Annotated in this window: 14 protein-coding genes; 2 read left to right on the top strand and 12 right to left on the bottom strand. The window is 60.2% G+C overall.

The genetic code is table 11. The features are described from left to right. Positions 1-265 precede the first annotated feature (265 nt). The 11 genes from CIC07_RS00290 to yabN all read right to left on the bottom strand — a co-directional run bounded on the left by CIC07_RS00290 (position 266) and on the right by yabN (position 8,712). Positions 266-844 carry a S1 domain-containing RNA-binding protein gene (locus CIC07_RS00290; protein ID WP_076359966.1) on the bottom strand — a complete coding sequence of 193 codons (579 nt, stop codon included), beginning with the start codon at positions 842-844 and terminating at the stop codon, positions 266-268. 167 nt (positions 845-1,011) lie between these two features. Beyond that, complete coding sequence (locus CIC07_RS00285) at positions 1,012-1,293, bottom strand: FtsB family cell division protein (RefSeq protein WP_157741984.1); 282 nt, start codon at positions 1,291-1,293, stop codon at positions 1,012-1,014. 59 nt (positions 1,294-1,352) lie between these two features. Continuing rightward, positions 1,353-1,961, bottom strand: a complete 609-nt coding sequence (gene yabQ, locus CIC07_RS00280; protein ID WP_076359964.1) for a spore cortex biosynthesis protein YabQ — start codon at positions 1,959-1,961, stop codon at positions 1,353-1,355. After that, a complete protein-coding gene (gene yabP, locus CIC07_RS00275; RefSeq protein WP_076359962.1) occupies positions 1,958-2,242 on the bottom strand; it encodes a sporulation protein YabP in 285 nt (94 codons plus the stop codon). Before yabP ends, yabQ begins: the two co-directional genes overlap by 4 nt. Before the next feature lie 145 nt (positions 2,243-2,387). Continuing rightward, on the bottom strand, positions 2,388-3,398 hold the full coding sequence (locus CIC07_RS00270) for a siderophore ABC transporter substrate-binding protein (RefSeq protein ID WP_076359960.1): 1,011 nt from the start codon (positions 3,396-3,398) through the stop codon (positions 2,388-2,390). 46 nt (positions 3,399-3,444) lie between these two features. After that, on the bottom strand, positions 3,445-4,203 hold the full coding sequence (locus tag CIC07_RS00265; RefSeq protein WP_076359958.1) for an iron ABC transporter ATP-binding protein: 759 nt from the start codon (positions 4,201-4,203) through the stop codon (positions 3,445-3,447). After that, positions 4,200-5,168: an iron chelate uptake ABC transporter family permease subunit gene (locus tag CIC07_RS00260; protein ID WP_076359956.1), complete on the bottom strand. Its 969-nt coding sequence runs from the start codon at positions 5,166-5,168 to the stop codon at positions 4,200-4,202. The genes CIC07_RS00265 and CIC07_RS00260 overlap by 4 nt, the downstream gene beginning before the upstream one ends. Continuing rightward, a complete protein-coding gene (locus tag CIC07_RS00255) occupies positions 5,158-6,111 on the bottom strand; it encodes an ABC transporter permease (RefSeq protein WP_139334469.1) in 954 nt (317 codons plus the stop codon). Before CIC07_RS00255 ends, CIC07_RS00260 begins: the two co-directional genes overlap by 11 nt. Before the next feature lie 242 nt (positions 6,112-6,353). Next, positions 6,354-6,635, bottom strand: a complete 282-nt coding sequence (locus tag CIC07_RS00250; RefSeq protein WP_021881315.1) for an RNA-binding S4 domain-containing protein — start codon at positions 6,633-6,635, stop codon at positions 6,354-6,356. Between the two features lies 1 nt (position 6,636). Then, positions 6,637-6,909, bottom strand: coding sequence for an HU family DNA-binding protein (locus tag CIC07_RS00245; RefSeq protein ID WP_048748406.1), 273 nt, complete (start codon positions 6,907-6,909; stop codon positions 6,637-6,639). Positions 6,910-7,167: 258 nt separating this feature from the next. Beyond that, complete coding sequence (yabN, locus tag CIC07_RS00240; RefSeq protein ID WP_076359952.1) at positions 7,168-8,712, bottom strand: bifunctional methyltransferase/pyrophosphohydrolase YabN; 1,545 nt, start codon at positions 8,710-8,712, stop codon at positions 7,168-7,170. 295 nt (positions 8,713-9,007) lie between these two features. On the opposite strand from yabN, the gene CIC07_RS00235 reads away from it, so the two are divergent. After that, positions 9,008-9,280, top strand: coding sequence for a hypothetical protein (locus CIC07_RS00235; protein WP_139334468.1), 273 nt, complete (start codon positions 9,008-9,010; stop codon positions 9,278-9,280). 332 nt (positions 9,281-9,612) lie between these two features. Here CIC07_RS00235 and CIC07_RS00230 read toward each other — a convergent pair whose 3' ends face one another. Continuing rightward, positions 9,613-11,295, bottom strand: a complete 1,683-nt coding sequence (locus tag CIC07_RS00230; RefSeq protein ID WP_076359948.1) for a polysaccharide biosynthesis protein — start codon at positions 11,293-11,295, stop codon at positions 9,613-9,615. 184 nt (positions 11,296-11,479) lie between these two features. Here CIC07_RS00230 and CIC07_RS00225 point away from each other — a divergent pair, with 184 nt between their 5' ends. Continuing rightward, a complete protein-coding gene (locus tag CIC07_RS00225; protein WP_076359946.1) occupies positions 11,480-12,766 on the top strand; it encodes a DUF4397 domain-containing protein in 1,287 nt (428 codons plus the stop codon). The last annotated feature ends 83 nt before the right edge of the window (positions 12,767-12,849 follow it).

The raw sequence follows: 12,849 nt of genomic DNA, 5'->3' as shown, positions 1-12,849 counted from the left end.
CCTCCGCAATCTGGTTGATGCTATATTCCCTATCATCGTCAGAAACGAGAGCCTCCGTTAGGTCTTTTGGGATGAATAAGGAAACTTTTTAGGGTCTAAGGACTCAGTATTCATTGCCATGCCGATAGGCTGTTTCTGCAAATCCGGAATTCCAGGCATCTTCCCCTTGAGGGGAAGCCGAAGCATCGCTGAAGCCCCCGAAACGCAAAAAAAACAGAGCCCCCATAAGGGCTCTGTTCTCCGGGTCTATCCGATCGAATTGCTGTTAGACCCGCTTGGCTCCGCGTCCGCCGCGTTTGCCTTCGGTATTCTTCTTGAGCGACGAGATCCGTTCTTCGCTGTCTTTTAGGAAACGGGACATCTTATCCTCAAAGGAGGGCTTGCCAAAAGCAGGTCGGCCTGCGCCGGACTTGTTGAACGGACGGCCTCCGCCGCCTCCACCAGGTCCCCGGCCTCCGCCGCCGAAGCCTCCACCGCCGCCTGGACCGCGTCCGGCGCCGCCTGGACCTCCAGGTCCGCCTGGGCCGCGTCCGAATCCGCCGCTCGGGCCTCCGGATCCGCCTTCGCGGTTGAAGCGCTCGCGAGCAGGTGGCGCGCTGCCTTCCGGCCGGTCAATCGCCTGCTTGATGGACAGACCGATTTTGCCGCCTTGGTCGATGTTGATGACTTTGACCGTCACCACATCCTCAAGCTTCAAATGGTCCTTGACGTCCTTCACGTAATTATCGGCAATCTCGGAGATGTGTACGAGGCCGGTGACACCCCCCGACAAATCGACGAATGCCCCAAAATGAGTAATGCCTGTCACTTTGCCCTGTAATTTGGCGCCCACTTCTATTGCCATAAAATAAAATGTTCCTCCCTAAAAGTATGTGCGAAGCATGATCTGCTCCTCATGGGGCCGTTCATGCCGACCCTCCCTCAGGAGGGCACGCTTGAATCAATTATAGCGTAATCGCAAAAGCAAGGTCAACAGACGCGAGCCCGCTTTCCCTGCTGTCCTGCGGCTTCTTAGTCATTGGGCTGTATAAGTTGCTCCCCGGGCTTCACGAGTCCCTGCTGCTTGGTTGCCAGCTGAGCGATGTATTCCGGGTCGTTGAGCTGCTTGATCTTGGCGTGCAGCTCCTGCGTCGTCTTCTGTATTTCCGCGAGGCGGGCTTCCGAAGTGCCGAGCCGTTCCCGGGTCGCGGCCTGAGCCTGCATCTGAGAGAACAGGGTATACCCTGCCCACGCTAGAACTACCGTCATGAATAGAAGCCATAGCTTGTATCTTCTGCGCGAACCATCCGTCACGTGATTTCCTCCCGTTCCATCCTGTAGATTAAGGCTTGAAGGACCGGAAAGCATTCCAATCACTTGCGGAAAAGCCTCTTCCAAGCCTGAATGAATCCATTCGACACGCGGCGGGCAGTCTCCTGCACCTTCCAGCGAATCATCATTCCCTGCAGCCATGTTAGAATCGGCCGCGTCAGCGGGCGGATCATCCAGAGAACCAATTTGGCGAGCGGTCGCAACAATTGTAGCACAGTCTTCCCCGCGAAAATAGAAAAGACGGCCAAAAATCCGGCCAAAACCCGAAGAATCCGGTAGATCCCTATGACCGGCCGGATCAGCAGCACATCCATGCAGCGCAGCAAAAAGCGTATGACCGCTCGAGTCGCGCGGATGAGCCAGCGCACAAGCGCGATGACCGTCCCGCTCAGAGCCAGGAAGTAGAAGCAGATCCCGATCAGGATTCCGAGATACACATACGCCCGCACCTCGCCGTTGTTGCTGGCGTACAGAATCCGGAAGGCGGCCAGCGCCGCCGCGAGCCAATAGCCGATATCAAGCGCGGGCAAAATCCACCGGGGAAAGCGCAGCTCATGGGATACGACCCGGTATCCGTCGAACACGCCTCCCATCAGCAGCCCTGTCGCCATCATCATGGCCAGCGTCCAGCCTTGGGTATCCAGCGTCACTTGAAGATCTTCCCGAATAATCCCTTGGATTTGACGCTCTGGCTTCCATCCAGATAGGCGAGAGAATGGACAAGCCCTTCGATCGCGACGAGCCCTTGCTCCAGGCTGAGATGCTTCATATGCAGATTCTGGCCTCGAATGGCTAGAAAGCCAAGCTCGGTCTCGAGCAAAAACTCCTCGTTGTCGAAGCTTTCGACGTTGAGTACGCCCGTTATCTCCAGCAGCTTGCGGTTGAGCATCTTGACCTCTTGCCGCTTCTGCCCTTTTACAGGTTCAATCATGCCTCGTCCCCTCCTTATAAGCCTATGCTTATTAGGAGGGGACGAGTTTTAGAACCTATAGGAGTGGGGGGTAAGCATCATTAACCACCAGCCGGAGAGTTGAAACAGATGCTTCCCGAACTATATGGTATGCCTTGTCCGGGCTTTAAATGCCGGCTTGGACTTCCTTGACCATTTCGGATACGGACAGAAGGCCGCCGCCGGAAAGGTACCAGTATTGCGGGTTCAGGTAGATGATCTTGCCTTCCTTGGCCGCATTCGTCTTGTTCACGAGGTCGTTCTCGATGACGCCCTTCGCGTTGTCCCCTTCGCCTAGAGCGGCGTCGCGGTCGATGACGAACAGATAATCCGGATTTTTCTCGCCAATGAATTCGGAGGTGATGCTTTGGCCGTGCGTTTCAACCTTCAGCGTCGGATCTACAGCTTCTACTCCCATGGCGTCGTGGATGATGCCGAAGCGCGAGCCGACTCCGTACGCGCTCAGCTTGCCGCCCACAGCAAGTACGATCAGGCCTTTTTTGCCATCCGCCTTCGCTTGTTCGCTTACGGCGTCCACGCTCGTCTTGATCTCGGCCAGCTTCGCATCCGCATCGGCTTCCTTGCCGAACAGGCTTGCCAGCATCTTCACGTTGCTGGAGAAGGAGTTGAAATAATCGGTCTGGTCCAGCTCGACGAACAGCGTCGGAGCGATCTTGCTGAATTCGTCATAAGAGTCCTGCTGGCGTCCGCTGATGATGATCAGGTCGGGCTTCACGGAGTTGATCTTCTCGAAGTCGGGCTCTTTCAGTCCGCCTACGTTCGCAACCTGGCCGCTCTTGTACTTTTCCAGGTAAGCAGGAAGGCTTGTCGCGGGAACGCCCGCGATATTCGCCTCCAGGCCGAGCGCGTCCAGCGTATCGAGAGAGCCGAAGTCGAAGGCGACGATCTTCTGCGGATTTTTCGCGATGGTGGCTTCGCCGAGCTTGTGTTTGATCGTGACCGTTCCGCCGTCCGCTGCCGCTTCGCCGCCCGAATTGGCTGCCGGGCCCGCATCGGGAGAAGCCGCTGGAGCAGGAGACGCGCTGCCGCCGTTGTTGGCATTCGAGGAGCCGCATGCCGACAGCACCAGCGTCAGCACCATGATCGCAGCCAAGGAGAGCCATTTCATCTTTTTCATCTGTGTTACCCCCATATAGTCATTGTTGGAATATCCGCTTGCTTGTTCAGCCGAAATAAACGCATACCCGCCTGCCGTCCACTTCCTGGATCGGAACATCCATCCCGTACAGCTCCTTGAGCACTTCCTGCGTGACGATTGCTGATGTCGTGCCTTCACGGACAACCTTCCCGTCCTTCAGAGCGACGATATGATCCGAGTGGAAGCTGGCGAAATTGACGTCGTGGATGACGAGAATGACGGTTTTCCCCTTCTCCTCCACCAGGCGGCGCAGGACATGCATGATGCCGACGGCATGCTTCATGTCCAGATTGTTGAGCGGCTCGTCCAGGAAAATATACTCCGTGTTCTGGGCGACGACCATCGCGATATAAGCGCGCTGCCGCTGTCCCCCGCTGAGCTGGTCGATGTACTTATGCTGCATCGGACCGAGCTCCATATAATCGATGGCTTCCTCGACGTAAGCCCAGTCTTCCTTGCGAAGGCGGCCCTGGCAGTAAGGAAAGCGGCCGAAGCTGACCAGCTCCCGGACGGTAAGCCGGACATTGATATGATTGGATTGCTTGAGAATGGAGAGCTTCTTCGCCAGCTCCTTGTTGTCCCAGGAGCCGATCGGCCTGCCCTCGACGAGAACCTCGCCCTCGTCATGCGGCATCAGGCGGGTCATCATCGACAGCAGCGTGCTCTTGCCTGCGCCGTTCGGACCGATGAACGAGGTGATCGTCCCCGGACGGATCGAGACCGACACGCCGTCGATGACTTTTTTGCCGGCATAACTCTTGGATACGGATCTGGCTTCAATCACGCCCGATTCTCCTTTAGCAGCAGGTAGAGGAAGTACGCTCCGCCCACAAAGTTGATGATGACGCTGATTGTCGTCGAGAAGGTGAACACATGCTCGACCAGGAACTGCCCTCCGAGGAGAGCGATGAAGCTGACGAGCGCCGCGCCCGTTATCAGGGCGGGATGTCGGTACGTGCCGAGGAACTGGTAGGCCGTATTGGCGACGAGCAGGCCCAGGAAAGTAATCGGGCCGACAAGCGCCGTCGATACGGCGACCAGCACCGCGATGATGACGAGCAGCTGACGTGTGGCCCGCTCGTAAGGAATGCCCAGATTGAGCGCGTGATCCTTGCCGAGGGACAGCGCATCCATGTATTTGGACAGCCTCCAGTACCATAGAAGGACGGCTCCGATCAGCACATAGGACAACGCCAGCAGATCGTACTCGATGTTGTTGAAGCTGGCGAACATCTTGGCTTGGACGACCAGGAAGTCGTCCGGATTGATGAGCGCCTGCATGAAGGAAGACCCGCTCTGGAACAAGGTGCCGAAGATGAGGCCGGTGAGCAGCAGCAGGTATATGCTGCTGTTCTCGCGGCGGAACATGAGCCGGTAAAGCAAGGCCGAGAAGATCATCATGAGCACGATCGACAGCAGGTAGTTCGCCTGCTTGTTGACGACCAGGAAGGCCATGCCCCCGAAGGCGTACACGATGATCGTCTGCAGCAGGTTGTAGAGCGCATCGAGTCCGATAATGCTCGGCGTCAGGATGCGGTTGTTCGTGATCGTCTGGAAGATCACGGTCGACAAGGCGATCGCAAAGCCGGTAAGCACGATCGCCGCCGCTTTCTTGAGCCTTCTCGGAAGGGCGTAGCTCCAATCGTCCACCCCGTACGTAAGGAACAGCGCCGCCATGACGGCGGCCAAGCCTGCGAGCACCAGCAGCTTGCTCTTCAAGGATAATCCGCGGGACGCCTCAGCTTGCATATACATCCCTCCTCATGATGAGGTACAGGAAGATGATGCTGCCGAGAACGCCGACGATCAGGCTGATCGGCAGCTCGTAGGGACGGATGAGGACACGGCTCAGAATGTCGCAGCCGATGACGAATATCGCGCCGAAGACGGCTGTGATCGGCAGGTTGCGCTGCAGGTTGTCACCGCGGAAGATGGAGACGAGATTCGGAATGATCAGCCCGAGGAACGGAATCGACCCGACGGTCAGGATGACCGAGGAGCTGATCAGCGCGATTAGAATGAGGCCGATGTTGACGATCTTGCGGTAGCTGATGCCCAGGTTGACCGAGAATTCCTCCCCCATTCCCGCGATGGTGAAGCGGCTGGCGAACAGATAGGCCGCGATCGTAGCCGGAACGCTGATGTACAGCAGCTCGTAGCGGCCTCTCAGCACGCCGGAGAAGCTTCCCTGCATCCAGGAATTCACGCTCTGGATGAGATCGTACTTGTATGCGAAGAAGGTCGTCACGCTGGCCAGCACGCCCCCGAACATAAGTCCGACAAGCGGAATGAACACCGCGTCCTTGAACTTGATCTTCTCCAGCATCCGCATGAAGACGAAGGTTCCGGCCAAGGCGAAGGCGAAGCTGATCGCCATCTTCTGCATCATGCTCGCGCTGTCGAATACCAGCAGCGCGACGAGCAGGCCCAGCCCTGCGGCCTCCATCGTTCCCGACGTCGACGGAGAGACGAACTTGTTGCGGCTGAGCTGCTGCATGATGAGGCCGGCGATGCTCAGGCTCATGCCGGCGATGATCAGGCTGACCAGTCTCGGCATCCGGCTGATCCAGATGAGCTCCTTCTGGTCGGCCGTCAGGGAGAACAGATCGGCCAGAGACAGCTGCTGCACGCCGATAAACAGGGAGGTAAAAGACAGAATGACCAGCAGCGGCAAAAGAATGGCCATTCTCACCGTCTGCAAATCTCCATAGGCCTATGTAGGTGTAAATCTTTTAGTTGTATAAGAATGAGAATCATTATCACTTACCCCCTTATTTACTATAATAAAGCACACTCGCCGAGTCAACCCTTTTAGAGCCATCCCCTTCTATTTTCTTGACAGCATGACAAAAAAGCCGATTCGAATGCAGATGGCCTGCATTCGAATCGGCTTATTCATTCGCGCCCGCGGCGCGGAGGATCCGGAAATCCCGGCTAGAAGCCGAGGCCGTCATCCTCCCGCTCGCGCGCTTCTTCCTTGAGCAAGGTGTACATCGTCGCAGCCTCGTCCTTGCGGGTCGTCTCCGCCGTCCGCTCGATGCGGACGGTGATGTACTTCTGCCCGTACTGGATGCGCAGCTCATCGCCGGCTTTGACCGAGCTGCTCGGCTTGGCTTCGCGGCCGTTCACCCATACCCGGCCTTGCTCCGACACATCCTTGGCGACCGTGCGCCGCTTGATGAGCCGGGAGACCTTGAGGAATTTGTCCAGACGCAATTTACTTGATGGCTTCTTTCAGTTTGTTGCCGGCTTTGAATGCCGGAACTTTGGATTCCGGAATCGTGATTTCTTGGCCCGTTTGCGGGTTGCGGCCGGTGCGGCCGGAACGCGTGCGGGTTTCGAACGTGCCGAAGCCGATCAGTTGGACTTTGTCGCCGGATGCCAGGGCGTCGGTCACTTCGCCGAGGAAGCTGTTGAGTACGGATTCTACGTCGCGCTTAGTCAGGCCGCTTTTCGTTGCGATGCTGTTGATCAGGTCGTTCTTGTTCATTGTGATTTCCTCCCGATAATGGATGTTCATGTAAAGTGCGACAGTTGCCCTGCGCAAGCAGCAGCCGTTCCTTATTGACGGACAAGCGGCGGCTTCCTGCCGCTTCTTGCCTTCTCTCCCGCAAGCGGTGCCCAGGAGCATGAGAGAAAATTTTACGAGGGTAACGTATTCGTCTCCAGAACGGAGAAATCCTGCTGCCTGCCCAAATTTTTTTGCGGAAAAGGGTCGAGAAGCCGCGAATAGGGTCGAAGGAACCTATTAACCTTTCTTCTTCGCTTCATCCCACCAACGATCCATTTCTAGTAGATCAGTCTGGTCAAAAGATTTGCCGTTTATACGGAGCTGCTCCTCGATATAGAGAAAGCGGCTGCGGAATTTGGCGTTCGTGCGGGCCAGCGCCTCTTCGGGATCCGCATCCAGGAAGCGGGCCGCATTGACGACCGCGAAGAGCAGGTCGCCGAGCTCGCCGGCCTGGGCGTCCTTGTCTCCAAGCGCCGCAGCCTCCCGCACCTCGCGAAGCTCCTCTTCGATCTTGGCGAGGACCGGACCGAGCTCGTCCCAGTCGAAGCCGACCTTGGAAGCCTTCTTCTGCAGCTTGTAGGCGCGCATAAGCGCGGGAAGATCCTGCGGAATTCCATCCAGTACGGAGACGCGGTCCCCGTCCCGGCCTTTGATCCGCTTCTCCTCGGCTTTCATGCGTTCCCAGCTGGCGAGCGCCTCTCCGGAATCCGAAGCTCCCGAATCGCCGAATACGTGGGGATGGCGGAACACGAGCTTCTCGTTCAGCTCCTGGATGACGTCGTAGACGTTGAACGCCCCGGTCTCCTCTTCCATCTGGCTGTGAAGCATGACTTGCAGGATGACGTCGCCGAATTCCTCGCGCATGCCGTCAGGGTCGTCCTGGTCGATCGCCTCGAGCGCCTCGTACAGCTCTTCGATGAAGTTCTTGCGGATGGACTGATGACTCTGCTCCCGGTCCCAGGGACAGCCCCCGGGACTGCGCAGAATGGAGACGATCTCATGCAGCCGGTCGAAGCTGCGGTTCTGCAGCCGCTCATCAAAGCTGGCCGGTATGTAGACCAGGCTCAGGTTGCCGTACTCTTGGCCCCTGTCGAGCTCGTACAGAGGCACGGTGAGAATGCGCTCCGCGCCCGGCACGCCGAGCGCGTGCCCGATGACGACCGGATGGTCCTCCGGATACCGCTCCATCAGCGTCAGCTTGACGTCGGAGGCGGTGAAGGCATCGTAGACCTGGCCGATCAGCGTGTGCAGCTGCGGCCGCAGCATCGACGTCTTCAGCTCCGCCGAATCCAGCAGCTGGAAGCCCTCGATCGGGTCGAAGCCGAGCCGGGTGAAGGCCATGTCGAGGAAGCTCTCGCCGCCGAGCACGGTCAGCTCGATGCCCTCCTGCGGACAAACCTCCCGCAGCAGCCGCACCGTGCGCTCGGCGACCATCGGGTGGCCGGGCACGGCATACAGGATGCCGGAGCCGGACGATGCGAAGTCCGCTTTGGCCAGGGAAGCCAGCTCGGAGACGATCCGGTCGTATACCTCCGGGAATGAATCCGATTCCTCGTAGAACCGGTCGAACGGCTCCACGGCGATGCCTTGCTCGCGAAGCATGCTCATCATAGGATGTTTCTCGGTGCGGACATAGACTTTGGCCGCTGCCTGCAGCCTCCGCCATATGCCCAGCGTCAGCTGGTCCGCGTCGCCTGTGCCGAGACCGGCTACGGTGATGGACGGCCGGGCCGTTATGTGTTCAGCCGCTCCCGGCAGGCTGGATGATGATCCGGATGTCATGGCTGTGAATGCCTCCTTTTGGGACGAAGAAGAGCGCTCTATGAGGCAAGAAGAAGCCGAGGCCCCGGCAAGGGCGGCTTCCGCATGCGCTTGGCCCTCCTCTGACTTTACTTGTCCCGAGCCCCGGAAGCAAGCCGGACCGGTTCCAGAGGCCGAAAATAAGGATATTTTAACCTCAAACTCGGCTTTGGCAGGGATATTGCGGAAGCGTCGGAGGGAATTGGCGTGAAGAGAGGCTTCCGGGAGCGGGGGATTACGTGCCCGCTGCCGGGCTATCGGATATTGGTTCCGCTATTTGACCGTATTCGTGCCCGATCGCCGGGCTATCGGACATTGGTTCCGCTATTTGACCGTATTCGTGCCCGATCGCTGGGCTATCGGACATTGGTTCCGCTATTTGACCGTATTCGTGCCCGATCGCTGGGCTATCGGACATTGGTTCCGTTATTTGACCGTATTCGTGCCCGATCGATGGGCTATCGGACATTGGTTCCGCTATTTGACCGTATTCGTGCACGATCGCTGGGCTATCGGACATTGGTTCCGCTATTTCCTTCGCTGCTCTTGATATCTGGATAAAAGTTCACAAATAACGGATCCTATGTCCGATAATTTGCGAAAAACCTATTTTAGGAGCAAATAACGGATCCTATGTCCGATATTCGTCCAAATGCCGCATGCCGTTCACTTGATTTGCACCTGTACTATTCCTATGAGTCTATGAGGCAGTTCCTGTAAGGAAGAATCATGGTCATGTAAAGCGAAAATGATCGCTAACCACCATGCGATAGGCGAATAGCCCGTTTTTTGGGAGCGCTTATGCAGCTTGATTTTGAGTGCGAGCCTCCCTGGGAAGCCTGCCCTTATAACAGCGACGGGTCTGGGTCTGCGCTGAGAGCTTCAGGCCGGAGGCAGGAGCTTCAGGCGGCGCAGCCTGGCTTCGAGCGCCTCGCCGCCGGGCAGCTGGCGAAGCTCCGCGGCGCTGACGCCGCCCAGCCGCAGCAGCGCCGCGGCAAAAGCCGCGCCGCCGGCCAGCACGCCGGCGAGCGTGAGCGCCGCGGCGAGCAGGCGCGGCGGCAGCGCCGCGGCGAGCAGCGGCTCGAGGCCGCGCGAGGCGGCGAGCGCCGCAGCCGCCAGCGCGGCCAGCGCGGCAGCGGCGCCATAGCCGCGCCGAGCGCCGCGGGCAGGCGCGCCGAGCGCAGCCGCCGAGCGCGCGGCCGCCAGCGCGCCGAGCAGCGCGGCGGCGCCGGTGGCGGCGATGCCGGCCCAAGCGGCGCCGGCGATGCCGAGCGGCGGCACAAGCGCGGCGTTCAGCGCCGTCTTGATCAGCGCGGCGAGGAGCAGCAGTATCACCGGCGCGCGCACGGCGCCGAGCCCCTGCAGCACCGGCGCGCTGACCGCGGTGACCGCCGCGAAGAGGGCCGTGCCGCATACAAGTGCCAGCGTCCCGGTCGCTTGCGCGTCGGTGTAGAACATGACGTTCAGCGGCTCTGCCAGAAGAACGAGCCCCGCCGCCGAGGCCAGGCCGATCAGCCAGGCTGCGCGCATGGCGAGGCGGGCTTGCGCCGCTGCCGCCTCCGGGCGGCTCCGCCGCTGGCGCACCAGCCCCGGCACGAGCGCCCCGGCGGCGGCGCCTGCGACCATCGAGACCAGCTGCACGAGAGGCTGGCCCCGGCTGTAAAGGCCGAAAGCGCTCATCGCTTCGGCCGGACTGCTGCCCGCGCCGGCAAGAAGACGCGGAACCGTGAAGGCGTCGACAGCCCCAAGCACCGGCGCCACGATCGCTCCGAGCGCGACGGGCAGCGCCAGCACCGCAAGACGGCGGATTTCATTCCCCATTGCGGCCAGTCTCCGCACAAGCGGCAGCCGCCACTCCGCATCCTTTGCGAGTTCCTCTTGGTCCCCACTCCCCGCAGCCCTTGCCAGGTTCCCTCGGCTCCGTCTCCCCGCAGCCATCCGAATCATGAACAGCAAGCCGGCAAAACCGCCGAAGAAGGAGCCCGACATCGCCCCGGCCGCCAACGAGCAATCATCCCAGCCGGCGGACCAGCCCCAGTGAAGCAGCAGCAGCATGGCCGCGACGCGCACGAGCTGCTCGATCAGCTGCGACCAGGCGGTCGGTCTCATATCCCCTGTTCCCTGCGTATAACCCCGCAATGCGGCCAGCGCAGGCACGACCCACAGCGCCGCCGCGACCGCCCGGATCGACGCCTCTGCCGAGGAATCGCCGATCAGGTCCGCGAAAGCGGAGGCGCCGGTCCACAGAATGGCGAACCCGGCCGCTCCGAGCACCGAGAGCAGGAGGACGCCGGCCGCTCCCGCGCGGCGCGCTCCCTGCTTGTCCCCTTCTTCCAACAGCGATGCGGTACGGATGGCGACCGCCACGGGCAGCCCGGCCGTAGCCAGCACCAGCATCAGCTGATAGAACGGATAAACGGCATTATAAATGCCGAAAACCCGGTCGCCCGCAATATTTTGCAGCGGTATTTTCTGGAGCGTCCCGATCAGCTTGGACAGCAGAGCCGCTCCCGCAAGCAGCATCGCACCGCCCAACGCGCCTTTCTCCCATTTTTGCCTCGGCATATCCTCTTTGTCTCCCCGCCCGATTTCGTCGATTCATTATACCTTATTCGACCGAACGGCATGAAGAGGACGACTGGCTGTCGAAAGTACGGGGCCCGACTCCGTATGTTGGATAACCATTGGCGCATATAGTCGAACAGCAGGTGTTGAAGAGCGACGACCCAGACAGGGAGGAGACTTGTCCATGTCCAACCATCAGCCCGTATGGGAAGAATGGCAGAAGGCCAGCCTTTACGGCATGCTGGCCGGACTTTACGAATACAGCGAGCCCGAGTGGGGCCGTTATTACCGGCAGCTTCATTCCGAGGCTCTGTCCCGGCTGGCCGCGCTTGTGCGGCAGCACGGTCTTCCATTCGCCCCCGTCCCGGCTCATGGAACTCCGGCTGCCGCCGTGTCCGGACTTCCCGGACTCGACGGCCCGCAAGCCTGGAACCCGGCCTATCCCGGATCCGCGAACTACGACGCCGCACCCGGCTTGCCCGGCTACGCCGGCGCCAATCCATACGGCTATCCCGCCCCGCATGGGCAGCAAGGAAATGCCGTCCTGCCCTACCATGCGGCCGCCCCGCATTGGAGTTCCGAGGAAGCGGGATTTCCTCCCCCTCCCTCTCTCCCAGGCTTTCCAGCTCCCTCCGGCTTCCAAGGGCTCTCCGCATCGGCGGGTTATCCGGGCAGCTACGGCTACCCTTCCCCAAGCTTCTGGCCTGGACCGGCTGGCGCAGCTTCACCCCTGCCCGACTGGACGCCGAGCGCAGCCCCGCAGAAATCCGCGGGAGCGGCTGCTGGCGGATCGGCGCACTCATATGGCAGCCCGACGGATAGTCCCTATAAGCCGAATTCGGGAAGCCCCGTTCCAAGAGAACCGCATCCAGGAGACGGCGAGCAGCATGCCGCTCCCGAGCTGTCCGATTCAGCCGGGCTCCCGCCGGCCCATGTCCGCCTTCTCCATGCCCAGACCGGCAAGGAGAAGCTGGACTTCCACCTCGGAACGACGGTTCAGCCGCTCGATTACCTGGAGGCATCCTCCTATCTTGAAGTCCGTCCGGGCCGTTGCCCGCTCGCCATTCAGGAGGGGCCATCCCGATCCCCCGTCGCCTCAGCCGAGCTCGACTTGCGCAGCGGAGCATGGATGACAGCGGCTGTAGCCGGCAACGGGGAGCTTCTCCTGTTCGAGGATGAGCGGGAATCGTCTGCCGACCGCGCCCGGATCCGGCTGCTCCATCTGGCTGACGGCCGAGCCCCTGCCGACCTCATGATCCGGGATGGAGGCACGCTGTTCCGGCGCGTGGCTTACGGCTCGCCTTCATCCTACATCACGCTGAGTCCGGCCGAGCTCGAGCTGGAGCTATGCGAGGCAGGGTCGCTCCGCACCCTGCTCTCCCCGCAGTCGGTCACGCTCTCTCCCGCCCAAGCCGCAACCCTTCTGTTTACGGGCGACAGCGGCTTGATCGTGCTTGCGGACGGATCTTGATCGCCCCATTCGAATCCGAAATCGGCAGCAAAAAAACAAGCTCCCGATCGGGTGATGGCCGAAGGAAGCTTGTCCTGCTGGAT

Origin of the sequence: Paenibacillus sp. RUD330 (assembly GCF_002243345.2) — a bacterium.
Taxonomy (GTDB): domain Bacteria; phylum Bacillota; class Bacilli; order Paenibacillales; family Paenibacillaceae; genus Paenibacillus_O.
Note: the sequence above shows the minus strand (reverse complement) of the source record. Positions and strands in the feature narration are given on the sequence as shown.